Source organism: Nocardioides cremeus (assembly GCF_030518195.1).
GTDB classification, from domain to species: Bacteria; Actinomycetota; Actinomycetes; order Propionibacteriales; family Nocardioidaceae; genus Nocardioides; species Nocardioides cremeus.
This window is the reverse complement of sequence record NZ_JAULSC010000002.1, coordinates 201,758-223,533: the sequence shown is the minus strand read 5'-3', so window position 1 is coordinate 223,533 and position 21,776 is coordinate 201,758. Positions and strand designations below refer to the sequence as shown.

17 protein-coding genes and 1 pseudogene are annotated in these 21,776 nt (G+C 75.0%); 9 read left to right on the top strand and 9 right to left on the bottom strand.

From position 1 onward, the window contains the following. Window positions 1-17: 17 nt before the first annotated feature. Entirely contained in the window at window positions 18-425 is a 408-nt protein-coding gene (locus tag QWJ41_RS03980) for a VOC family protein (protein WP_302705866.1), read from the bottom strand. Window positions 426-462: 37 nt separating this feature from the next. On the opposite strand from QWJ41_RS03980, the gene QWJ41_RS03975 reads away from it, so the two are divergent. Next, a complete protein-coding gene (locus QWJ41_RS03975) occupies window positions 463-1,119 on the top strand; it encodes a Pr6Pr family membrane protein (protein WP_302705865.1) in 657 nt (218 codons plus the stop codon). Further along, window positions 1,119-3,305 carry a molybdopterin-containing oxidoreductase family protein gene (locus QWJ41_RS03970; RefSeq protein WP_302705864.1) on the top strand — a complete coding sequence of 729 codons (2,187 nt, stop codon included), beginning with the start codon at window positions 1,119-1,121 and terminating at the stop codon, window positions 3,303-3,305. The genes QWJ41_RS03975 and QWJ41_RS03970 overlap by 1 nt, the downstream gene beginning before the upstream one ends. On the opposite strand, the gene QWJ41_RS03965 is transcribed toward QWJ41_RS03970, so the two are convergent. Both QWJ41_RS03965 and QWJ41_RS03960 read right to left on the bottom strand, forming a co-directional pair. Beyond that, window positions 3,286-4,323, bottom strand: coding sequence for a S66 family peptidase (locus QWJ41_RS03965; protein ID WP_302705863.1), 1,038 nt, complete (start codon window positions 4,321-4,323; stop codon window positions 3,286-3,288). The two genes, QWJ41_RS03970 and QWJ41_RS03965, sit on opposite strands and share 20 nt — an antisense overlap. Beyond that, window positions 4,320-5,555 (bottom strand): kynureninase, encoded by a 1,236-nt coding sequence (locus QWJ41_RS03960; protein ID WP_302705862.1) that lies wholly within the window; start codon window positions 5,553-5,555, stop codon window positions 4,320-4,322. Before QWJ41_RS03960 ends, QWJ41_RS03965 begins: the two co-directional genes overlap by 4 nt. A gap of 43 nt (window positions 5,556-5,598) precedes the next feature. Here QWJ41_RS03960 and QWJ41_RS03955 point away from each other — a divergent pair. Then, window positions 5,599-7,146: pseudogene (locus QWJ41_RS03955) on the top strand (acyl-CoA carboxylase subunit beta). Between the two features lie 95 nt (window positions 7,147-7,241). Here QWJ41_RS03955 and ilvD read toward each other — a convergent pair. Then, window positions 7,242-8,930 (bottom strand): dihydroxy-acid dehydratase, encoded by a 1,689-nt coding sequence (gene ilvD, locus QWJ41_RS03950; RefSeq protein WP_302705861.1) that lies wholly within the window; start codon window positions 8,928-8,930, stop codon window positions 7,242-7,244. A gap of 101 nt (window positions 8,931-9,031) precedes the next feature. On the opposite strand from ilvD, the gene QWJ41_RS03945 reads away from it, so the two are divergent. Together QWJ41_RS03945 and QWJ41_RS03940 are read left to right on the top strand one after the other, a co-directional pair. Further along, the gene (locus tag QWJ41_RS03945; RefSeq protein WP_302705947.1) at window positions 9,032-9,742 is read left to right on the top strand and encodes an HAD family hydrolase; all 711 of its coding nucleotides are present in this window, start codon (window positions 9,032-9,034) and stop codon (window positions 9,740-9,742) included. Between the two features lie 26 nt (window positions 9,743-9,768). Then, complete coding sequence (locus QWJ41_RS03940) at window positions 9,769-12,240, top strand: glycoside hydrolase family 65 protein (protein ID WP_302705946.1); 2,472 nt, start codon at window positions 9,769-9,771, stop codon at window positions 12,238-12,240. A gap of 29 nt (window positions 12,241-12,269) precedes the next feature. Here the strand turns inward: QWJ41_RS03940 and QWJ41_RS03935 are convergent, their stop codons facing one another. After that, window positions 12,270-13,379, bottom strand: coding sequence for a WD40/YVTN/BNR-like repeat-containing protein (locus tag QWJ41_RS03935; RefSeq protein WP_302705860.1), 1,110 nt, complete (start codon window positions 13,377-13,379; stop codon window positions 12,270-12,272). Window positions 13,380-13,460: 81 nt separating this feature from the next. Here QWJ41_RS03935 and QWJ41_RS03930 point away from each other — a divergent pair, with 81 nt between their 5' ends. The 4 genes from QWJ41_RS03930 to QWJ41_RS03915 all read left to right on the top strand — a co-directional run bounded on the left by QWJ41_RS03930 (window position 13,461) and on the right by QWJ41_RS03915 (window position 16,812). Continuing rightward, on the top strand, window positions 13,461-14,300 hold the full coding sequence (locus QWJ41_RS03930; protein WP_302705859.1) for an EamA family transporter: 840 nt from the start codon (window positions 13,461-13,463) through the stop codon (window positions 14,298-14,300). 128 nt (window positions 14,301-14,428) lie between these two features. Next, complete coding sequence (locus QWJ41_RS03925; protein ID WP_302705858.1) at window positions 14,429-14,662, top strand: hypothetical protein; 234 nt, start codon at window positions 14,429-14,431, stop codon at window positions 14,660-14,662. A 42-nt stretch (window positions 14,663-14,704) separates the two neighbouring features. Continuing rightward, window positions 14,705-15,616, top strand: a complete 912-nt coding sequence (locus QWJ41_RS03920; RefSeq protein ID WP_302705857.1) for an alpha/beta fold hydrolase — start codon at window positions 14,705-14,707, stop codon at window positions 15,614-15,616. Beyond that, window positions 15,613-16,812: a PQQ-dependent sugar dehydrogenase gene (locus tag QWJ41_RS03915; RefSeq protein ID WP_302705856.1), complete on the top strand. Its 1,200-nt coding sequence runs from the start codon at window positions 15,613-15,615 to the stop codon at window positions 16,810-16,812. Before QWJ41_RS03920 ends, QWJ41_RS03915 begins: the two co-directional genes overlap by 4 nt. Here QWJ41_RS03915 and QWJ41_RS03910 read toward each other — a convergent pair. From QWJ41_RS03910 to QWJ41_RS03895, 4 genes are read right to left on the bottom strand one after another with little or no spacing between them, the layout of a single operon-like run. After that, on the bottom strand, window positions 16,796-17,665 hold the full coding sequence (locus tag QWJ41_RS03910; protein ID WP_302705855.1) for an ECF transporter S component: 870 nt from the start codon (window positions 17,663-17,665) through the stop codon (window positions 16,796-16,798). The genes QWJ41_RS03915 and QWJ41_RS03910 overlap by 17 nt on opposite strands. Further along, entirely contained in the window at window positions 17,662-19,272 is a 1,611-nt protein-coding gene (locus tag QWJ41_RS03905) for an ABC transporter ATP-binding protein (RefSeq protein WP_302705854.1), read from the bottom strand. The genes QWJ41_RS03910 and QWJ41_RS03905 overlap by 4 nt, the downstream gene beginning before the upstream one ends. Beyond that, the gene (locus QWJ41_RS03900; RefSeq protein ID WP_302705853.1) at window positions 19,269-20,423 is read right to left on the bottom strand and encodes a CbiQ family ECF transporter T component; all 1,155 of its coding nucleotides are present in this window, start codon (window positions 20,421-20,423) and stop codon (window positions 19,269-19,271) included. The genes QWJ41_RS03905 and QWJ41_RS03900 overlap by 4 nt, the downstream gene beginning before the upstream one ends. Continuing rightward, window positions 20,420-21,568, bottom strand: coding sequence for a prenyltransferase/squalene oxidase repeat-containing protein (locus QWJ41_RS03895; RefSeq protein WP_302705852.1), 1,149 nt, complete (start codon window positions 21,566-21,568; stop codon window positions 20,420-20,422). The genes QWJ41_RS03900 and QWJ41_RS03895 overlap by 4 nt, the downstream gene beginning before the upstream one ends. Window positions 21,569-21,776 lie beyond the last annotated feature (208 nt).

Below are 21,776 nucleotides of genomic sequence, written 5' to 3'. Positions count from 1 at the left end.
GCCGCGCCGGTCCGCCCTCAGGGCAGCACCTCCTGGCCGACCGGCCCCGGGTTCCAGGCCACCTCCCACCGGTAGCCGGCCGGGTCGGCGAAGTAGCCGGTGTAGCCGCCCCAGGCCCGTTCCTGCGGGGCCAGCACGACCCGGGCGCCGGCCACGCGGGCCTGCTCGAGCACCTCGTCGACCTCGGCCCGGGTGGCCACGTTGTGGGCGATGGTCAGCGGCGCCGCGCCCGAGCCGAGCGCGCCCACCTCGGCCTCCATCGCGGCGCGGTCCCACAGCGAGAGCACCAGGTGCTCACCCACCCGCAGCATCAGCACCTCCTCGCTGTCGTGGCTGGCCTGCCAGCCCAGGCCGTCGAGGAAGAAGGCCCGCGACGCGGCGAGGTCGCGCACCCCCAGGGTGATGAAGCTGATCCGCTGGTCCACCGCACAGATGCTGCCAGATGCCCTAGCGTCAGGGCCCATGACGTCACGGGTCCGGTCCTGGCACGCGCTCGTGGCGGTGGTGGCTGCCGCCGCACTGCTTCTCCAGCTGGTGCTGGTCGTCCAGGGCGGTCGGGTGCTCGACGAGCAGTCGGTGCCCCCGCTCGAGGTGCGCCTGGGCCGCCTGGTCTCCTACTTCACCGTGCAGAGCAACCTGCTGGTCGCCCTGGCCGCCGCCCACCTGGCCCGCCACCGCGGCAGGGACGGCACCGCCTGGACCGTGCTGCGCCTCGACGCCGTCGTCGGCATCACCCTCACCGGCCTCGTGCACTTCGTGCTGCTGCGCCCGCTGCTCGACCTGCAGGGCGCCGACGCGCTGGCCGACGCGATGCTGCACCTGGTGGTGCCCGTGCTGGCGGTCGTCGGCTTCGTCGTGGTGGGCCCGCGCCCGCGCGTCACCCGTCGTACGGCGGGCCTGGCGCTGGTCTGGCCGCTGGCGTGGCTGGCCTGGACCCTGGTCGTCGGGCTGGTGTCCGGGTGGTTCCCCTACCCCTTCCTCGACCACCGCGAGGACGGTTGGGCCGCGGTGGCGATCACCTGCGTGGCGATCACGGCGCTCTTCGTCGCGCTGCTCGGCGCGCTGTCGCTGCTGGACCGCCGCTCCTCCACCGGGTCGCACGAGCGGCAGCCGGCCTGATGACCCGCAGCGTGCGCACCTTCTGCCGCATCTGCGAGGTGCACTGCGGCCTGGTCGTCGACGTCGAGGGCAGCCCCGGCGTCGGCGACGGCGAGCGGGTCGTCAAGGTCCGCCCCGACCGCGAGCACCCCGTCACGAAGGGCTACTGCTGCGTCAAGGGCCTGGGCCTCGGTGCGCTGCACCACGACGAGGACCGGGTCGAGACCCCGCTCAAGCGGGTCGACGGCGAGCTGGTGCCGATCACCTGGGAGCAGGCCAACCGCGAGATCGGCGCCCGGGTGCGGGCCCTGGTCGGCGAGCACGGCCCGCGCGCGATCGGGATGTACCAGGGCAACCCGACCTTCTTCTCCCTGGCCGGCACCCTGATGTCGGCGGGCTTCGTCGAGGCGCTCGGCTCCCCCAACGTCTTCGCCTCCCACTCCATCGACGTCAACACCAAGTTCCACGTCGCCACCGAGATGTACGGGCTCTCCCTGGTCCAGCCGGTGCCCGACCTGGAGCACGTGCAGATGTTCCTCTGCCTGGGCTCGAACCCGCTGGTCAGCCAGATGTCGGTGGTGCAGGTCGCCGACGCCGCAGGTGTGCTGCGCCGCATCGAGGAGCGCGGCGGTCGCGTCGTGGTCGTCGACCCCCGGCGCACCGAGACCGCCCGCCGGGTCGGCGAGCACGTGGCGATCCGCCCCGGCACCGACGCCTACCTGCTGGCCGCGATGCTGCACGTGGTGACCCGCGAGGTCGGCGTCGACCTGGCCCCGGCCCGCGCCGTGGCCCGCGGTGTCGACGACTTCGTGGCCGCCGGGGCACCGTGGACCCCCGAGCGCGCCGAGCGCGTGACCGGGGTGCCGGCCGGCACCATCCGCGAGCTCGCCACGGCGTACGCCGCCGCCGACGGGGCCGCGCTCTACTGCTCGACCGGCGTCAACATGGGGCCCTTCGGCTCGATCTGCACCTGGTTGGTGCAGGGGCTCAACCTGCTCACCGGCAACCTCGACCGCCGCGGCGGGCTGCTGGTGCCGCGCGGTGCGTTCGACACGCTGCGCCTCGCCGGTCTCGCCGGGCTGGGCCGCTTCGACGAGCACCGCACCACCGACGGGCGCTGGCACCGGGTGGCCGGCGCCTTCCCCGTCGCCGCGCTCGCCGACGAGATCACCACCGAGCACCCCGACCGCATCCGGGCGCTCCTCGTGACCTCCGGCAACCCCGTGCACTCGGTGCCGGGCGGGCGGCTGGCCGCGGCGCTCGAGCGGCTCGACCTGGTCGTCAGCGTCGACCTCTACCGCAACGAGACCGCCGCGCACGCCGACTACGTGCTGCCGGCCACCGACATGCTCGAGCGCAGCGACTTCCCCGCCTCGCACCAGTCGCTGCAGGTGGTGCCGCACGCGCAGTGGACCCCGCCCGTCGTCGCGCCGCTGGGCGAGCGGCGTACCGAGTGGCAGATCTTCTCCGACCTGGCGCTGGCCTCGGGCGCGCGCCCCTGGGGCACCACCCCGGCCCACCTGCTCCCCCGCCTCAACCGCCTGCTGGCCCGGCTGCCGCGCTCACCCCAGGTCGGCTTCGACCAGCTGCTGGCGGTGCTGCTGCGCTGGGGGCGGCGTACGACGCTCGGCGAGCTGCGGCGCCGCCCCGAGGGGGTGCTGCTGCCACCGACCGAGCCCGGCTCGTTCCTGGGCCACCGGGTGGCCACCCCCGACGGGCTGGTCGACCTGGCGCCCGCCGACCTGGTCGCCGACCTCGACCGGCTGGCGGCCAGCGAGGCCGACCTCGCCCGCCCCGGGGTGCTGCGGCTGGTGGGCCGGCGCGACCGGCGCTCGCACAACAGCTGGATGCACAACAACCCCTACATCGAGCAGCCCGACGGCAACACCGCGCTGCTGCACCCGCTCGACGCCGGCGAGCGCGGCATCGGCGACGGCGACGAGGTCGAGGTGCGCGGCGCCGCGGGCGCGGTGCGCCTGCCGGTCAAGCTGACCACCGACGTCGCGCGCGGCGTCGTGGTGGTGCCCCACGGCTGGGGCCACCGGGCCTCCGGCGCCAGCCGGGCGCGGGCCCGCGCGGGGGTCAACGTCAACGAGGTGGTGCCGGGCGGCGCGGCGCACATGGAGCCCGTGAGCGGTCAGGCCGTGATGCTGGCCCACGAGGTGGAGGTCTCGCCAGTGGCGGCGCTCAGCCCCACACCTGGGTGATCTCGGCGCGCCGGGCGTCGACGACCACGCGGCACGACGCGCCGTTGACCAGCGGCAGGTTCGGCGGCACGTGGCCCACGTCGACCCCCAGCACCAGCGGCACCTCCAGCGGGCCCAGCGCGTCGAGCACGGCCTGGCGCTGGCTCAGCCCGGGGCTGTCGGGCCCGGAGGTGCGCCCGACGAGCACTGCCTCGGCCTCGTCGAACCAGCCGGCCATCCGCATCCCGTGCAGCGCGCGGCACACGTCGAAGGCGGCGTGCTCGGCCGCCTCCACGTAGACCACGAGGCCCTCGTCGACCTGCGCGCGGCCCCAGCCGGCGACGTCGGCGTACGGCGTGCCGACCAGCGGTCCGAGCACCTCGATGCAGCCGCCCACCAGTCGACCGGTCAGGTCGAGCCCGCCGCCGCCGACGACCTCCCACGAGCCGGTGAGGTCGAGCTGCTGCTCGGCGAGGCCCGGCTCGGCCTCCCAGTCGTCGAAGCCGCCGGAGCGGTGCCGGCCGGGCGAGGACTGCACGACCGGGTCGCCCGGCTCGGTCTCGAGCACGTCGATCCAGTGCGCGAGGCCCTCGGGCTGGCGGTAGGGCGCGTCCATCAGGTTGCCGCCGTGCAGCGTCGCCCAACCCAGCCGGGTCAGCAGCGGCACCATCAGGGTGGTCAGGTCGCTCCAGCCGACCAGCCAGGTCGGCTCGGCGGCGGCCAGGGCGTCCCAGTCGAGGTGGTCGAGCACCTGGATCGCCAGCTCACCGCCCCACGGCGGCACCACGGCGCGCACGTCGGGGTCGCAGAGCATCGCGGTCAGCTCGGCCGCGCGCTGGGCCGCCGGGGCGGCCACTCCCCCGTCGGGCGTCTCGAGCACCGCGCCGCGGCGCACCTCGTAGCCCCGCCGCCGCAGGTGCTCGCAGGCCACGTCGAGCCTCGGGAGCAGCGAGGTCTGCACGCCCGAGGAGGGCGCGGTGACCCCGATGGTGTCGCCGGGGCGCAGCGGGCGGGGGAAGCGGACGTCGGTGCTGCTCATGCGTCCGAGGCTGTCAGGTCGGCGAGCACCTCGCGAACCGACTCCATCCCGCGCGTCACCTCGTCGTACGACGTCGAGAGCGGCGAGAGGCCCAGTCGCAGGCCGCCGGGGTCGCGGTAGTCGGGGACCACGTCGGCGGCCCAGAGCCGGGCCGTGGCCTCGCGCATGGCCGGGTGGGTGAGCGTGACGTGGCCGCCGCGACGCTGCGCCTCGCGGGGCGTGGCGACGCCGACGCCCAGCGGCGCGAGCAGGACGTCGGTGAGCCGCAGGACGTGCTCGGCCAGGCCCACCGACTTGGCGCGCACGGCCGGCATGCCGACCTCCTCGAGCAGGTCGAGCATGTCCTGGACGGCGAGCATCCCGACCACCGGCGGGGTGCCCGAGACCATCCGGCGGATGCCCGGCGCGGGCGTCCAGCCGGGGCCCATCGCGAACGGGTCGGCGTGGCCCATCCAGCCCGGCACCGGCTGCTGCAGCCCGTCGAGCAGCCGCTCGGCGACGTAGACGAACGCGGGCGAGCCGGGCCCGCCGTTGAGGTACTTGTAGGTGCAGCCGACCGCCAGGTCGACCCCCCACGCGTCGAGCTCGAGCGGCACCGAGCCGACCGAGTGGCTCAGGTCCCACAGCACCAGCGCCCCGGCGTCGTGGACCGCCGCGGTGATCGCCGGCGCGTCGGCCAGCCAGGCCGAGCGGTAGGCGACGTGGCTGAGCAGCACCACCGCGGTCTGCTCGCCCACGACCTCCTGCACCTGCTCGAGGGTGACCCCGGCGCTGGTGTCGACGTCGATCCAGCGCAGGGTCAGGCCGAGCTCGTCGGCCACGCCGGCCGCCACGTAGCGGTCGGTCGGGAAGTTGTCGCGGTCGAGCACCACCTCGCGGCGCCCCGGCCGGGCGGCCACCGCGGCGCGCAGCGCCTTGTAGAGCAGCACCGTGGTCGAGTCGGCGACCACCGTCTGCCCGGGGGCCGCGCCCAGGCAGGTGGCGCCGATCCGGTCGCCCACGACGGTCGGCAGGTCCATCCACGCCTCGTCCCAGCCGCGGATCAGCCGGCCGCCCCACTCGTGCTCGACGAAGGTCCGCAGCCGCTCCCCCGTGACCCGCAGCGGGCGTCCCAGCGAGTTGCCGTCGAGGTAGACCAGGGGGCTCTGCGCCCCGACGAAGCGGTCGCGGTACGACGCCAGCCCGTCGTCGGCGTCGAGGCGTGCGGTGGTCTCGTGGGTGGTGGAGGTCACGGCGCATGTCTACCCCACCGGGCACGCTCCTAGACTCCCCGCCATGTCGACCCCCGACCCGATCCGGCCCGCCCTGCTGGAGGTGCTCGCACGGCGGGCCCTGACCGAGGACGCCGCACGCCCCGAGGCCGTCGAGCGGCTGCACGAGCGCGGCGGCCGCACCGCCCGCGAGCAGGTCGCGGCGCTGGTCGACCCGGGCAGCTTCGTCGAGTACGGCCGCTTCGTCACCGCGGCGCAGGAGGACAAGCGGTCGATGGACGACCTGCTCGACCGCACCGTCGCCGACGGCATCGTCGGTGGCCTGGCCACCATCGGCGGCCGGTCCGTGGCGGTGCTCTCCTACGACTACCTCGTGATGGCCGGCACCCAGGGCATGCGCGGGCACCGCAAGACCGACCGGCTCCTCGACGTCGTCGAGCGGCTCGCGCTGCCCTGAGTGTTCTTCGCCGCCGGGGGCGGCGGACGCCCCGGCGACACCGACATCCCGCTCGTCTCCGCGCTCGACGTCACCACCTTCGCCGCGTGGGCCCGGCTGTCGGGCCGGGTGCCGCGGATCGCCGTGGTCGAGGGCCCCTGCTTCGCCGGCAACGCGGTCGTCGCGGGCTGCTCCGACCTCGTGGTCGCCACCCCGCGGGCCTCCCTCGGCATGGGTGGGCCGGCGATGATCGCCGGTGGCGGGCTCGGCGAGGTCAGCGCCGCCGAGGTCGGGCCGCTCGACGTGATGACCGCCAACGGCGTGGTCGACGTGGCCGTCGACGAGGACGACGCGGTCGAGGCGGCCCGCGCGCTCATCGGCTACTTCCTGGGCGACGAGGACTCGTGGGAGGTGCCCGACCAGACGCCGCTGCGCGAGGCCGTCCCCGACGGCGAGCGCACGTCGTACGAGCTGGTGCCGGTGGTGGAGACGATCTGCGACGAGGGCACCGTCACCGAGCTGCGCCCCGACTTCGCCCCCGAGCTGCTGACCGCGCTGGGGCGCATCGAGGGCCGCACCGTCGGGGTCATCGGCAACGACACCCGCCACCTCGCCGGCGCGATCACCGCCGACGCCGGCGACAAGGCCGCGCGGTTCCTCCAGCTGTGCGACGCCCACGGCTTCCCGGTCGTCTCGCTGGTCGACACCCCCGGCATGATGGTCGGCCCCGACGCCGAGCGCACCGGCCTGGTGCGCCACACCTCGCGGCTGCTCGTGGCCGGCGCCCGGCTGCAGGTGCCGATGATCGGTGTGGTGCTGCGCCGCGGCTACGGCCTGGGCGCGCAGGCGATGCTCGGCGGCAGCACCCACCAGCCGCTGATGACGCTGGCCTGGCCCGGCGCGCACCTGGGCGCGATGGGGCTCGAGGGCGCGGTGCGCCTGTCGATGCGCCGCGAGCTCGAGGCGATCGAGGACGAGGCCGAACGCGAGCAGCAGGTGCGCGAGCTGACGGCCTACGCCCAGGCGCACTCCGCGGCGCTCAACGTCGCCCGACACTTCGAGATCGACGACGTCATCGACCCCGCCGAGACCCGTCAGGTCGTCGCGGCGCTGCTCGCGGCCGCCGCCCGCGACGGCCGCCTGGTGGGCAGCGGCCGTCCCGTCGACACCTGGTAGCGGCACGAGCAGTCACCTTCGCACCACCGAGCAGTCACTTTCGCACCCGACCAGGTGCAGAAGTGACCGGTGGCTGGTGCGAAAGTGACCGGTCGTCAGCCGGTGACCGCGCCGTGGGCGGCGGAGGAGACCGTCTTGGCGTACTTGCCCAGGACCCCGCGGGTGTACTTCGGCGGGTTGGGCTCCCAGCCCTCCTTGCGCGACTCCCACTCGTCGCCCTGCTCGACCTCGAGGGTGCGGTTGAGGACGTCGAGGGTGATCCGGTCGCCGTCGCGCACGAACGCGATCGGGCCGCCGTCGACGGCCTCGGGCGCCACGTGGCCCACGCACAGGCCGGTGGTGCCGCCGGAGAAGCGGCCGTCGGTGAGCAGCAGCACGTCCTTGCCGAGGCCGGCACCCTTGATGGCCCCGGTGATGGCGAGCATCTCGCGCATGCCGGGACCGCCCTTGGGGCCCTCGTAGCGGATGACGACGACGTCGCGGGCCTGGATCTGCCCGGCCGACAGCGCGTCCATGGCGGCGCGCTCGCCGTCGAAGACCCGGGCGGTGCCCTCGAAGACGGTCTCGTCGAAGCCGGCCGACTTCACCACCGCGCCCTCGGGGGCCAGCGAGCCCTTGAGGATGGTCAGGCCGCCGGTGGCGTGGATCGGGCGCTCGAGGCTGCGGATCACGTCGTCGTCGAGCGACGGCGGGGCGAGGGCCTCGAGGTTCTCGGCCATCGTGCGGCCGGTCACGGTCAGCACGTCGCCGTGCATCAGGCCCGCGTCGAGCAGCGCCTTCATCACCACGGGGATGCCGCCGATCTTGTCGACGTCGTTCATCACGTAGCGGCCGAACGGCTTGAGGTCGCCCAGGTGGGGCACCTTGTCGCCGATGCGGTTGAAGTCGTCGATGGTCAGCGGCACCTCGGCCTCGCGGGCGATCGCCAGCAGGTGCAGCACCGCGTTGGTGGAGCCGCCGAGGGCCATCACCACGGTGATCGCGTTCTCGAAGGCCTCCATGGTCATGATCTGGCGCGCGGTGATGCCCTCGCGCAGCATCCCGACGACGGCCTCTCCGGAGCGGTGCGCGAACCCGTCGCGGCGCCGGTCGACGGCCGGCGGGGCGGCCGAGCCGGGCAGCGACATGCCGAGCGCCTCGCCGACGGCGGCCATCGTGTTGGCGGTGTACATGCCGCCGCAGGCGCCCTCGCCGGGGCAGATGGCCCGCTCGATCCGGTCGACCTCCTCGCGGCTCATCTTGCCGGCCAGGCACGCGCCGACGGCCTCGAAGGCGTCGATGATCGTCACGTCCTCGCCGTCGACCTGGCCGGGCATGATCGAGCCGGCGTACATGAAGACGGAGGCCAGGTCGAGGCGCGCGGCGGCCATCAGCATGCCGGGCAGCGACTTGTCGCAGCCCGCCAGCAGCACCGACCCGTCGAGACGCTCGGCGCTCATCACCACCTCGACCGAGTCGGCGATGACCTCGCGGGAGACCAGCGAGAAGTGCATGCCCTCGTGGCCCATCGAGATGCCGTCGGAGACCGAGATGGTGCCGAACTCCAGCGGGTAGCCGCCGGCGGCGTGCACGCCGTTCTTGACCGCCTTGGCCAGGCGGTCCAGCGACAGGTTGCAGGGGGTGATCTCGTTCCAGCTCGACGCGACGCCGATCTGGGGCTTCTCCCAGTCGTCGTCGCCCATCCCCACCGCCCGGAGCATGCCGCGGGAGGCGGCGCGCTCGAGGCCGTCGGTGACGTCGCGGGAACGGGGCTTGAGGTCGGGTCGCTCGGACGGTCCGGTCATGGAACCAGGCTATCCGTGACCGTCGTCGCACTCGGGGCGGCGTCTCACGGTGTCGATCTGCGTCGGGGCGCAAAGGGCCCTAGCCTCGTGGGGTGACGACCGTGAACTGGACCGACCACGACGCCGTGCTGCTCGACCTCGACGGCGTCATCACGCCGACTGCCGAGGTGCACATGAGGGCCTGGGCCGACATGTTCAACGCCTTCCTGGGCTCCTACGACGGCGCGGCGACCGACCGCTCGCCCTACACCGAGGCCGACTACTTCGCCCACGTCGACGGCAAGCCCCGCTACGACGGCGTGCGCGACTTCCTCACCTCGCGCGGCATCGAGCTGTCCGAGGAGCGGGTCCGCGAGCTCGGCGACCGCAAGAACGAGGCGTTCAACGCGGTGCTGGCCCGCGACGGCGTCGAGGCCTACCCGGGATCGGTGGCGCTGCTCGACCACCTGCGCGAGCTCGGGATGCCGCTGGGCGTCGTCTCCTCCTCGGCCAACGCCCCGGCCGTGCTCGAGGCCGCGGGCCTGGCCGACCGGTTCGGCACCGTGGTCAGCGGCGCCGTGGCCACCGAGCTGGGCCTGCCGGGCAAGCCCGAGCCCGACACCTTCGTGCACGCCGCCCGCGAGCTGGGCGCCGACGTGGCGCGCTCGGTGGTCTTCGAGGACGCTGTGTCGGGCGTGCGCGCCGGCGCGGCCGGCGGCTTCGCGCTGGTGGTCGGCGTCGACCGTGGCGCCGGCGTCGAGACGCTGACCGGGGCCGGGGCCGACCTCGTCGTGGCCGACCTCGCCGAGCTGCTCCCGGGCCCGGTCGCGTGACCCGCCGCTTCGTCACCGAGGACCCGATGAACCGGGGCCGCTTCCCGGTGCACCCGTGGCGGCTGGTCGAGCGCTCGCACCGTCCCGAGGACCTCGGCGTCACCGAGACCCTCTTCGCGGTGGCCAACGGCTACCTCGGCATGCGCGGCAACCCCGAGGAGGGGCGCGACGCGCACGCGCACGGCACCTTCGTCAACGGCTTCCACGAGACCTGGCCGATCCGCCACGCCGAGGCCGCCGTCGGCTTCGCCCAGACCGGGCAGACGATCGTCAACGTCCCCGACGCCAAGCTGATGAAGCTCTACGTCGACGACGAGCCCCTCATCCTCGGCACCGCCGACCTCGAGCGCTACGAGCGCTCCCTGGACTTCCGCGACGGCGTGCTGCGCCGCTCGCTGGTCTGGCGCACCCCGTCGGGCAAGCGGGTCAAGGTGGAGTCGACGCGGATGGTGTCGATGACCCAGCGCCACCTCGCGCTGCTCGGCCTGACGGTGACCATGCTCGAGGGCGACGCCCCGATCACCATCTCCTCGCAGCTGCTCAACCGCCAGGACGGCACCGACGAGTACCACGACCCGCGTGCCGCGATGGGCGAGGGCGTCGACCCCCGCAAGGCCGCCGCGTTCGAGGACCGGGTGCTGGTGCCGCGCCTGCACTCGGCCCACCAGCAGCGCATGGAGCTCGGCTACAGCTGTGCCAACTCCCGGATGACCATCGCGGTCGCCGCCGACCACACCCTCACCACCGACGACCCCAGCGAGGTCGTGCGCAGCGCCGAGCAGGACCTGGCCAAGATGGTCTTCCGGGTCGAGGCGACCGAGGGCAACCCGGTGCGGCTGCAGAAGGTGGTGGCCTACCACACCTCGCGCGGCGTGCCGGTGCGCGAGCTCGCCGACCGCTGCGAGCGCACCCTCGACCGGGCCCGCCACCACGGCCTCGACCACTACCTCGACGAGCAGCGCGACTGGTACGCCGACTTCTGGTCGGCCGCCGACGTCGAGGTCACCGAGCCCGACGCCTCCGACGAGGAGATCGCCGTCCAGCAGGCGATCCGGTTCAACCTCTTCTCCCTGGCCCAAGCGAGCGCCCGCGCCGACCAGCAGGGCGTGCCCGCCAAGGGCGTCACCGGCTCGGGCTACGAGGGGCACTACTTCTGGGACAGCGAGATCTACGTCGCGCCGTTCCTCACCTACACCCAGCCGCACCTGGCGCGGAACCTGCTGCACTTCCGCAGCCGGATGCTGCCCTCGGCCCGGCACCGGGCCCGCGAGATGGCCCAGAGCGGCGCGCTCTACCCGTGGCGGACCATCAACGGCGAGGAGGCCTCGGCCTACTACGCCGCGGGCACCGCCCAGGTGCACATCGACGCCGACGTGGCGCACGCGCTGATGCAGTACGTCGCCGCCTCGGGCGACGTGGGCTTCCTGGTGCGCGACGGCATCGACATGCTCGTCGAGACCTCGCGGATGTGGGTCGACCTCGGCTTCTGGCGCAGCAACGGCACGCCGTCCTTCCACATCCACGGCGTCACCGGGCCCGACGAGTACACGACGGTCGTCAACAACAACCTGTTCACCAACGTGATGGCCCGCTACAACCTCGAGCAGGCCGTGGCCGCCGTCGAGACCGTGCGCCGCGACCACCCCGAGGACTTCGAGCAGGTGCGGGCCCGGCTCGAGCTCGACGACGCCGAGGTCGAGGAGTGGGCGCGCTGCGCGGCCGGGATGCACATCCCCTTCGACGAGGGCCTGGGCATCCACCCGCAGGACGACGCGTTCCTCGACCGCGAGGTGTGGGACCTCTCCGAGACCCCGGACTCGCTGCGCCCGCTGCTGCTGCACTACCACCCGCTGGTCATCTACCGCTTCCAGGTGCTCAAGCAGGCCGACGTGGTGCTGGCGCTGTTCCTGCAGGGCGACCGCTTCACCGAGGAGGAGAAGCGCGCCGACTTCGAGTACTACGACCCGATCACCACCGGAGACTCGACCCTGTCGGCCGTGGTCCAGTCGGTGGTCGCGGCCGAGGTCGGCTACGCCGACGCCGCCTGGGGCTACTTCCGCCAGGCCCTGCACGTCGACCTGGCCAACCTGCACGGCAACACCGACGACGGCCTGCACGTCGCGTCGGCGGGCGGGGTGTGGGCGGCGCTTGTCAACGGCTTCGCCGGCATGCGCGACCACGGTGGCCGGCTCTCCTTCGACCCGCGGCTGCCCGACGCCTTCCCGGTGCTGCGCTGCACGCTGCGCTGGCAGGGGCACCGGCTGGCGCTGGAGGTGCGCCCCGACCGGCTGTGCGTCTCGGTGCTCGACGGGACGGGACCGGTCTGCATCACGGTGCGCGGCCACGAGCACGAGGTCGACGCGGACCGTGCGCTCGTGGTGCGGCTCGACGCCCGCGGCACCCGGCTGCCACACCCGCTCGACGACCGCCCCCAGCTCGGCGGCACCCGCGCCGACGGCAGCAGGATCACCGCCGGCGTGCCGGCCGCCACGCTGTAGCGGCGGCTGGAACGACGCTACGAGCAGGGCTAGAACGAGGCGGCGCGCACGCAGACCACGTCGGGCAGGTCGGCCACCGCCAGGCGCCAGGTCCTCCCGGCGTCGGCCGAGGCCCACACGGTGCCGTTGCGGGCGCCGAGGTAGAGCCCGGCCTCGGCGTGGTCGTCGCTGGTCATGGCGTCGCGCAGCACCCCGACGAAGAACCCGTCGGGCAGGCCCTCCCCCAGCGCCTCCCAGCTCTCCCCGGCGTCGCGCGAGCACCACACCCGGGCCCGCCCGTCGGGCGGGTAGCGCCCGCCGGCGCCGCCCAGCGGGAAGACGTAGGCCGTGTCGGGCTCGTGGGGGTGCACCACGACGGGGAAGCCGAAGTCGGCCGGCAGGCCGGCGGCGATCGAGGTCCAGCTGCCGCCCTCGTCGTCGGAGCGGTAGACCCCGCCGTGGTTCTGGGCGTAGAGCCGCTCGGGGCGGGAGGGGTGGCGCGCGACCTTGTGGACGCACTGGCCGAACTCGGGGTACTGCTCGCCCTCGGGCAGGAACTCGGCGCGGATGCCGACGTTGCGCGGCTCCCACGACGCCCCGTCGTCGGTGGTGCGGTAGACCCCGCCGGTGGACAGCGCGACCACGGCCGAGCCGGGGTCGGTGGGGTGCGGCAGCACGGTGTGGAAGGCCTGGCCGCCGAAGCCCTCCGACCAGCGCGGCCGGTGCGGGTGGTCCCACAGGGCGCGCTCGAGGTCCCAGGTCTCGCCGTCGTCGCGGGAGCGGAAGACCGCGCCCGGTTCGGTGCCCGCCCAGACGACGCCCGGCTCGCTGCCCGGCGCCAGCTGCCAGACCCGGTCGACCGAGGCGTCGACGTCGCCGGGGAAGACCGGCGGCGCCTTGCCCGGGCGCCAGGTGGCCCCCAGGTCGTCGGAGACCTGCACCTGCGGGCCGAACCAGGTCGACGAGGCGCCCGCCAGCAGCCGCGGCCGGCCCTGCGCGTCGCGCACCCGGGTGTCGACCAGGCAGGAGTAGACCTCCTGCATGTCGTGGTGCGGCCCGGTGAAGGACCACTCCTCGCGGCGCGCGTCGGACTCCCCGACCCACAGGCCCTTGCGGGTGCCCACCATCAGCACCGTCCTGCCCTGCGTCTCCTGCGCCATGTCGCTGTCCTCTCCTCGGCGGCCCACCCGTACATTGACCGCGTGCTCGGCCCGAACTCATCGTCGCCCCTCACACGGGCCGTGTCACCGGTCTGGCTGGTGCTCATCGGGATCGCCTCGGTGCAGCTCGGCGCCAGCGTCGCGAAGTCGATCTTCGACGAGATCGGCCCCACCACCATGGTGTGGCTGCGGCTGGCCTCGAGCGTGCTGGTGCTGGCGCTCGTGGTGCGCCCGCGGCTGCGTGGTCGCAGCCACCGCGACTGGGCCGTGGTCGTGGCCTTCGGGCTGAGCCTGGGCCTGATGAACTGGGCGATCTACCAGTCCTTCGCCCGGATCCCGCTCGGGGTCGCGGTGACCATCGAGTTCATCGGCCCGCTGAGCCTGGCGGTGCTGGGCTCGCGGCGCGCCCGCGACCTGGTGTGGGTGGGGCTGGCCGGGGTCGGGGTGGCGCTGCTGGGCCTCGACGGCGCCGACGTGAACTGGGCCGGGGTCGGGTTCGCGCTGCTGGCCGGCGCCGCCTGGGCGGCCTACATCCTGCTCAGCGCGGAGACCGGGCGGCACTGGCAGGGCGTCGACGGCCTGGTGCTGGCCAGCGCGGTGGCGGCGCTGCTGCTGATGCCCTTCGCGGTCGGCACCGGCGGCAGCGACCTGCTCGACCCCCGGGTGCTGCTCATCGGCGCCGCGGTGGGCCTGTTGTCGTCGGTGATCCCCTACAGCTGCGAGCTGGTGGCGCTGCGCAGCCTGCGCCCGGCCGTCTTCGGCATCCTGATGAGCCTCGAGCCGGCGGCCGCCGCACTGGCCGGCATCGTCGTACTGGGCGAGCTGCTCGGCCCGGTGCAGTACGCCGCCGTCGCGTGCGTGGTGCTGGCCAGCATCGGCGCCACCCGCTCCCGGCGTCCCGCTGTCCCGGTCGTCGACTGAGCCCTCCGGGCTGAGACGGGCAACCGGCCGCTGACCTGCTTGTTCACGCTGCGGTGACGCCACGGACTCCCCAGCGACACCGGAGCGTCCTAGATTCAGCGACGTCGTCCAACCACTGGAGCCCCCTGATGTCCCTGGCACGCCGCGCTGTCCTGCCCGTCCTCGGCCTGGCCGGGGCTGCCCGGCGCTGGCCGGTCGCCGCCCAGCAGCGGGCCCAGCACAACGCCATGGTGGCCAGCACCGAGGCGGCCCGACGGCGCGTGGAGCGCTACGAGGTCGAGCACTACCTCGAGGAGCTCTCGGCCGCCCGCCGGCACGGCCAGCCGCACGCCACGGCCCAGCCGCGCGCCCAGCACCTCTGATCCTGCGCCCGGCCGCACCGCCGGTGCGGCACAATCGGCGCCATGCCGACCTCCCAGGCCCGCACCTCGACGCCCGCGCTCGCCTTCGACGAGGTGCTCTCCGACGACGGGACGCGCCTGCGGGCCTGGACCAACGACCCCGACGGCGTCATCGACGGCCCCACCGTGGTGCTGTGCAACGGCCTCGGCACCAACGCCTACGCCTGGCCGGCGCTGCTCGACCCCGACTGCGGGGTGCGCGTGGTCTCCTGGCACCACCGGGGCGTCGGCGGCTCCGAGCGGCCCCGCGACCGCTCGCACTGCCGCATCGAGGACGTCGTCGACGACGGCCTGTCGGTGATGGACCACTTCGGCATCGACCGGGCGGTGCTGATGGGCTGGTCGATGGGCGTCAACACGATGTTCGAGCTCGCGCTGCGCCACCCCGAGCGGGTCAGCGGACTCTTCGCCGTCGCCGGGGTGCCCGGTGACACCTTCGCCACCATGCTGGCGCCGCTGCGGGTGCCGCGCCCGCTCGCGCGGCTGCTCACGGTCAACACCGCCCGCGCCGCCAAGCACGCCGGCTGCCTGCTGAGCCCCGTCACGAGGCGGCTGCCCGTGGGGCCGCTGACGATCGCGGCGCTGAGCCACAGCGGCTTCATGCTGCCGGTGCGCGACCCCGAGATGGCGGCGCTGGCGGTGCGCGAGTTCCTCTCCACCCCGCTCGACTGGTACTTCCACCTCGCCCTGCACACCTCCGAGCACGCCCGGGTCTCGCTGCGCCACCTGCAGGTGCCGGCGGCCTTCGTCGCCGGCACGTACGACGTGCTGGCCGGTGCACGCGACATGGCCAGTGCGGCCGAGCGGGTGCCGGGCGCGACCTACCACGAGCTGCCCGGCACCCACTTCCTGTCGCTGGAGCAGCCCGACGAGGTGCACCGCCTGCTGCTCGAGCTGCTCGAGCGGGTCGGATGAGCCGGCGCCGCCCCGCCCTCGCCCTGGTAGGCGCGCTGGTGGGTGCCCTGCTGCTCGGCGGTTGCCTCGACGAGGGCAACAGCACCGACGTGCGGATCCTCGAGACGACCCCCGACGCCACCCCGCTGCCGGCCACCCCGACCATGAGCCCGACCACCAGCCCGACCACCAACCCGACCGCGTCCCCCTCGCGGGCCCCGGGGGCGACGCTGACCCCGGCCGACCGCGACCCGCGGCTGCTCGGCACCGTGGCCACCGGGCTGTCGGTGCCCTGGGGCCTGGACTTCCTGCCCGACGGCGACGCGGTGGTCACCGAGCGCGACAGCGGCCGGGTGCTGCTGCTGCGCGGGGAGCAGCACCGCGTGGTGGTGGCGGGCACCGTCGAGGAGCGGGTGGCCCAGGGCGAGGCCGGCCTGCTCGGGGTGGCGGTCTCCCCCGACTTCGACGACGACCGGCTGCTCTACCTCTACGTCAGCACCGCCGAGGACAACCGGGTGGTGCGGGCGCGGCTGCAGGGAGCGCGGCTCGGCGATACCGAGCCGGTGCTGACCGGCATCCCCAACGGCTTCATCCACGACGGCGGCCGGCTGCTCTTCGGGCCGGACGGCCACCTCTACGTCTCCACCGGCGACGCCGGCGAGCCCTCCCGGGCCCCCGACCCCGACAGCCTCGGCGGCAAGATCCTGCGGATCACCACCGACGGCGAGCCGGCCCCCGGCAACCCGCGCCCCGACAGCCCCGTCTTCTCCTCCGGGCACCGCAACGTGCAGGGCCTCGCGTTCGTCGGCGACCAGCTGTGGGCCTCGGAGTTCGGTGACAGCACCGCCGACGAGCTCAACCGCATCGACGGCGGCCAGGACCACGGCTGGCCGGCCGTCGAGGGCGTCGGCGACCAGCAGCGCTACGTCGACCCGCAGGTCACCTGGGGCACCGGCGAGGCATCGCCGTCGGGCCTGGCGCTGGCCGGCGGCCACCTGTGGCTCGGCGCGCTGCAGGGCGAGCGGCTGTGGCGCGTCGAGGTCGGCGCCGACGGTCGCCGCGCCGGCGAGGCGACGGCGTACCTGGTCGGCGAGCACGGCCGGATGCGCAGCGTCGCGCAGGCGCCCGACGGGTCGCTGTGGGTGACGACCAGCAACCGCGACGGCCGCGGCGACCCGGGCCCGGGCGACGACAAGATCCTCAGGATCCGTCCCTGACCCCCGCCACGACGCCCGTCACGGTCGCCCGCCGGGCCGCGCGACGCAGGACCGCGAGGATCGAGGGGCCCAGCAGCACGATCGCGGCGCTGTTGGTGACGGCGCGCAGGGTGTCCCAGCCGCCGGTCGAGGTCAGCAGCGTGTAGACCCCGAAGCGCTGCAGGTTCTCGAGCACCGGCGCCCCGGCGACGTAGCTCAGGTCGCCCTCGTGGCCCGGCACCGCGACACCCAGGATGAAGGGCCAGCCCGAGAGGTTCATCAGCGCGCCGAAGAGGTAGGCCGCCACGATCCCGTAGACCACGAGCATCGCGATCTCGCCGCGCCCGCGCGGGCGCCGCGGCAGCAGCCCCGCGAACATGCCCACCCAGGCCGCCACCAGCATCTGGTAGGGCAGCCACGGGCCGACGCCGGCGGTGACCAGCGCCGAGGCGAAGAGGCTGGTGCAGCCCAGCACGAAGCCGAAGCCCGGCCCGAAGACGCGCCCGCCCAGCACGAGCAGGAAGAAGACCAGCTCGACCCCGGCGATGCCCGGGGAGATGGCGCGGGCCAGGGCGTTGACGGCGCTGAGCACCCCCAGGACCGCCAGCACCCTCGCGTCGAGACCGCCCTCGCTGACCTCGGCGAGCACGACGGCCACCACGATCGGCAGCAGCGCCAGGAACAGGAACGGCGGGTCGACGCGGGTGCCCTCGGGCACCCGCAGCAGCAGCGGCCAGACCAGCATCATCAGGCCCGCGACCGAGGCGAGCGCCAGCACCAGCCCGGAGCGGCGCCCCAGCGGTACGGCGGCGGCGCGGTGGGGACGGCCGGGACGGTCGGGACGGTCGGGGCGCGCCGGCGCGCGGGTGCTCACACCGGCTCCAGGGCCGCGACGACCTCGTCGACGCGCAGCCACGGCGCGCCCAGGACCTTGGTGACCTGCGGGGCGAAGGCGGGCGACTCGACGACGACCCGGCGGGCCGGGCCCGAGGAGACCACCTCGCCCTCGGCCATCACGACCGCGTCGTCGGCGGCCTGGGCCACGAACTCGACGTCGTGGGTGGCCACCAGCACGGCGTGCCCCTCGCTCGCCAGGGCTCGCAGCACCCGGGCCAGCTCGGCCTTGGCGGCGTAGTCGAGCCCGCGGGTGGGTTCGTCGAGCAGCACCACGCCGGGGCGCGCGGCGAGCACCAGCGCCAGGGCCAGGGCCAGGCGCTGGCCCTCGGAGAGGTCGCGGGGGTGGGCCTCGCCGTCGATGCCGGGCACCAGCCGGTCGAGCAGCGCCCGGCAGGCCCCCGGGGCGTCGTCGGGGTCGCCGGCGGCGAGCTCCTCGTCGACGGTCTCGAGGTAGAGCAGGTCGGCGGCGTTCTGCGGCAGCAGGCCCACCAGCGCCCGCCGCCGGCCCGGCGGCACCGCGGCCGGGTCGGTGCCCGCGGCCGCGACCGAGCCGGCCGAGCGGCGCCCGGTGCCCTGCAGCGCCCACAGCAGCGACGACTTCCCGGCCCCGTTGCGGCCCATCAGGGCGGTGACCCGGCCGGGGGGCAGCACCAGGTCGACCTCGCGCACCGCCACCTTGGCGCCGTGGCTGACGGTGAGGCCGCGCGCGACCAGGCCCTCCCCCGGCGGGCCGGTGAGCGGCGCGAGCTCCTCGACGGGCGGGACCAGGCGCTGCTGCAGGGGGCGGGCGGCGCGCCTGGCCTCGCGCACGCTCAGCGGCAGCGGCGACCAGCCGGCGGCGCGGCCGAGCTCGACGATGGGCGGGGCGACCGGCGAGGTGCGCAGCAGCTCGGCCGGCGGCCCGACCAGCAGGCGGCCGTCGCCGGGCAGCAGGCACATGGCGTCGGCGAACGGCACGACCCGCTCGAGCCGGTGCTCGGCCAGCAGCACGGAGACCCCGAGGTCGTGCACGAGCCGGGTCAGGGTGGCCAGCACCTCCTCGGCGGCGGTGGGGTCGAGCGCCGAGGTGGGCTCGTCGAGCACCAGCAGGCGCGGGTGCATGGTCAGCACCGAGCCGATCGCGACCCGCTGCTGCTGCCCGCCCGAGAGGGTGCGCAGGTCGCGGGCGCGCAGCTCGGCGATGCCGAGCAGGTCGAGGGTCTCCTCGACGCGGCGGCGCATCGTCTCGGCGGGCAGCCCCAGCTGCTCCATGCCGTAGGCGAGCTCCTCCTCGACGGTGTCGGTGACGAAGCCCCGGGCGGGGTCCTGGCCGACGTAGCCGATGGCGTGGGCGCGCTCGCGCGGCGGGCGGTGCACGATGCTCTCGCCGTCGAGCAGCACGTCGCCCTCGAGACGGCCGCCCGAGAAGCGGGGCACGAGCCCGGTGACGATGCCGAGCAGGGTGGACTTGCCGACGCCGGTGGGTCCGGAGACCACGACGAGCTCGCCCTCCTCCACCACCAGGTCGACGGAGTCGAGGACGCGCCGGGCCGGGGTGCCGGCGCCGGGCTCGTAGGCGAAGTCGATGCCGCGCAGCTCGATCATGCGAGCGCCCCCCGTCGCGCCGGCGGCGCCGCCAGGCCACCGGCCACGGCCACGACCGCGGCGGCCAGCGCGGCCGCGCTCACGCTCGGCACGGCGTCGAGCGGCGGGTGGGCGAGGGCCACCTGGGCCTCGGCGACCCAGAGCCCGAGAGCGCCGGCGCCCACGCCCGAGAGCGCCACGACGAGGTCGGGCCAGCGCCAGCGGTCGGCCCGGTAGCGGGTGCGCTCGACGCGGCGACCTGCCGAGACCAGCCCGGCCACCGCGAGCAGCACTCCCAGCGCCAGCATCGGCAGGGCCAGCACCTGCGGGGCGCTGGTGTCGAGCAGCGCGTAGGTGCCGACGCAGACCCCGAGCAGCCCGGCCACCATCAGGGCGCCGGTGAGCAGGCGGGCCCCCCGCTGCTGGTCGGGCAGCCGGCCGTAGCCACGCGCATCCATGCCGGCCGCCATCGCCAGCGAGCGGTCGAGGGCGTCCTCGAGCACCGGCACCAGCGAGCGGCGCAGCAGCCCGAGGCGGCCCTCGGCGCCCGCGCGCAGGCCCTGCGCCGCACGCACCCGGCGTACCGAGTCGGCCAGCTGGGGCAGCACGGTCACCGCCACCACCAGCGCCGTGCCGATCTCGTAGAGCGCCGGCGGCACCGAGCGCAGCAGCCGCTTGGGGTTGGCCAGCGAGTTCGCGGCACCGACGCAGACGACGATGGTGGCCAGCCGCATGCCGTCGTACAACCCGGCCAGCAGGGCCTGCGAGGTCAGCGGGCCGAGCAGGGCGATGCCCGCGGCCGCGTCGGGGAGCGGGATCTCGGGCAGGTCGAGCAGCACCGGGCCGCCGGCGTACCCGCCGCCCAGCAGGATGCGGAAGAGCACCCGCACGACGACGATCGCCAGGGCGAGCCAGAGGTAGAGCTTGAAGGAGCGCGCCCAGGGCTGGTCGGAGCGGCGGGCCGAGACGACCAGGGCGGCGACCCCGACCAGGAGCAGCAGGCTCAGCGGGTTGGTGGTGCCCGAGGCGGCGGCGGCCAGACCGATGGCCCAGACCCACCACGCGACCGGGTGCAGGTCGCGGGGCAGCCGGGCGTTGCCGCCCGTCGGCCGACGGGCGGTGAGCTCCGCGCCGGATCCCTCCACGCCGCCGGGGGGCGCCAGGACGCTCACGGGGACGCCGACCCGCAGCGCTCGGGCTGCAGGTGCTCGAGCGCCGGGGCGGCCTGGGCGGTGGCGCGGCGCCACTGGTCGCGCTCGGGCACCACGATGCGCCCGCTGGCCGGCAACGACTCGAAGGCCTCCAGCGAGTAGGCGACCGCGCCCGCCGCGCGCTCGCCCTCGGGCACCTGGACCGCCGCCAGCCACTGCGCGGCCGCTGCGGCCTCCTCGCAGGCGCCGAGGCGGCCCAGCACCCAGCCGGCGAGGCCGGTGGAGTTGGAGCTGGGCACCGGGTCGGGCGCGCCCGGCTCGGCGACCAGGCTGCCGTCGGCGGCCTGCTGCTCGACGAGCCAGGCCTGCGCGCGCTGCAGGGCCTCGGTGATCTCGGCCGACGGGTCGTCGACCTCCAGCAGCGCCAGCACCACCAGCGCCGTCGCGTCGGTGTCGGGAGCGCTGCGCCCCTCGGGGTCACCGGCGTCGCAGGACTGGTCGCGAGCGGTCGGGTCCTCGGTGAGCAGCAGCCGGAACCAGCCGCCTGCGCACTGCTGGTCGAGCAGGTACGCCGTCGCGGGTGCGGCGGCCGGCGAGCCGGCGGCGTCGAGCGCGTGCGCGCCGAAGGCCTGGCCGATGGTGTTGGCGACGTCGGTGCCCGGCGCGCTGTCCTGCAGCCGCCCGGCGGAGACCGGACGGGTGCTGACCAGGCCCTCGAGGCGCTCCACGAGGTCGGTGCCACCGAAGGAGGTCGGGTCGTCGCCGACCTGGACGGCGAAGGACGCCAGCTTGGCCACCGCGCCGGAGTAGAGGCCCTCGGTGCCGCCGGTGGTGTACTCCTCGACCGCACCCTCCAGGGCACCCGCGACCTCCTGCACCACCGCCTCGCGCCCGCCCTGGGCCCGCAGCGCCAGGGCCACGTCGATGCTCAGGCCGTGGTCGTCGAAGTCGTACTGCTCGTTGCGCACCAGGCCGTCGCTGAGCTGGGCGGTGAGCCAGTCGGCGGCGAGCGCGGCCTCGGCCGGCTGCTCGACCTGCTGCTCGGCCTGGGGCTCTCGGGGCTCGGCCGGCTGCTCGTCCTGCTCGCCTGCGCCGCAGGCGGTCACGGCCAGCAGGGCCGCGGCCAGCACGGTGGCCAGGGCGGTGCCTGGGTGTCGGCTCCTCACGGGGCTCCCCTCCGCTGCACGCGGCGGCGACCCGGTGGAGCGGGGGCGACACCGCTGCGGTCCTCGACAGCGTGTGATCGGTGCGCGGCACGCGGGTGCTCCGGCTCGCCGCCTGCCGGCGGCCTACGGTTGCGGGTCAGCGCCGGACTTCGACCGGCTTCCCCCGACGTGCGCGGGTGTGTGGTTGGTGCTGGGAGCATACCGCCGC

Bases quoted from the DNA above. Each gene is read 5' to 3' on its own strand.
- QWJ41_RS03975 (WP_302705865.1), top strand. From the start codon at position 463: ATGACGTCACGGGTCCGGTCCTGGCACGCGCTCGTGGCGGTGGTGGCT.
- QWJ41_RS03970 (WP_302705864.1), top strand. From the start codon at position 1,119: ATGACCCGCAGCGTGCGCACCTTCTGCCGCATCTGCGAGGTGCACTGC.
- QWJ41_RS03965 (WP_302705863.1), bottom strand. From the start codon at position 4,323: ATGAGCAGCACCGACGTCCGCTTCCCCCGCCCGCTGCGCCCCGGCGAC.
- ilvD (WP_302705861.1), bottom strand. From the start codon at position 8,930: ATGACCGGACCGTCCGAGCGACCCGACCTCAAGCCCCGTTCCCGCGAC.
- QWJ41_RS03940 (WP_302705946.1), top strand. From the start codon at position 9,769: ATGAACCGGGGCCGCTTCCCGGTGCACCCGTGGCGGCTGGTCGAGCGC.
- QWJ41_RS03935 (WP_302705860.1), bottom strand. From the start codon at position 13,379: ATGGCGCAGGAGACGCAGGGCAGGACGGTGCTGATGGTGGGCACCCGC.
- QWJ41_RS03925 (WP_302705858.1), top strand. From the start codon at position 14,429: ATGTCCCTGGCACGCCGCGCTGTCCTGCCCGTCCTCGGCCTGGCCGGG.
- QWJ41_RS03920 (WP_302705857.1), top strand. From the start codon at position 14,705: ATGCCGACCTCCCAGGCCCGCACCTCGACGCCCGCGCTCGCCTTCGAC.
- QWJ41_RS03915 (WP_302705856.1), top strand. From the start codon at position 15,613: ATGAGCCGGCGCCGCCCCGCCCTCGCCCTGGTAGGCGCGCTGGTGGGT.
- QWJ41_RS03905 (WP_302705854.1), bottom strand. From the start codon at position 19,272: ATGATCGAGCTGCGCGGCATCGACTTCGCCTACGAGCCCGGCGCCGGC.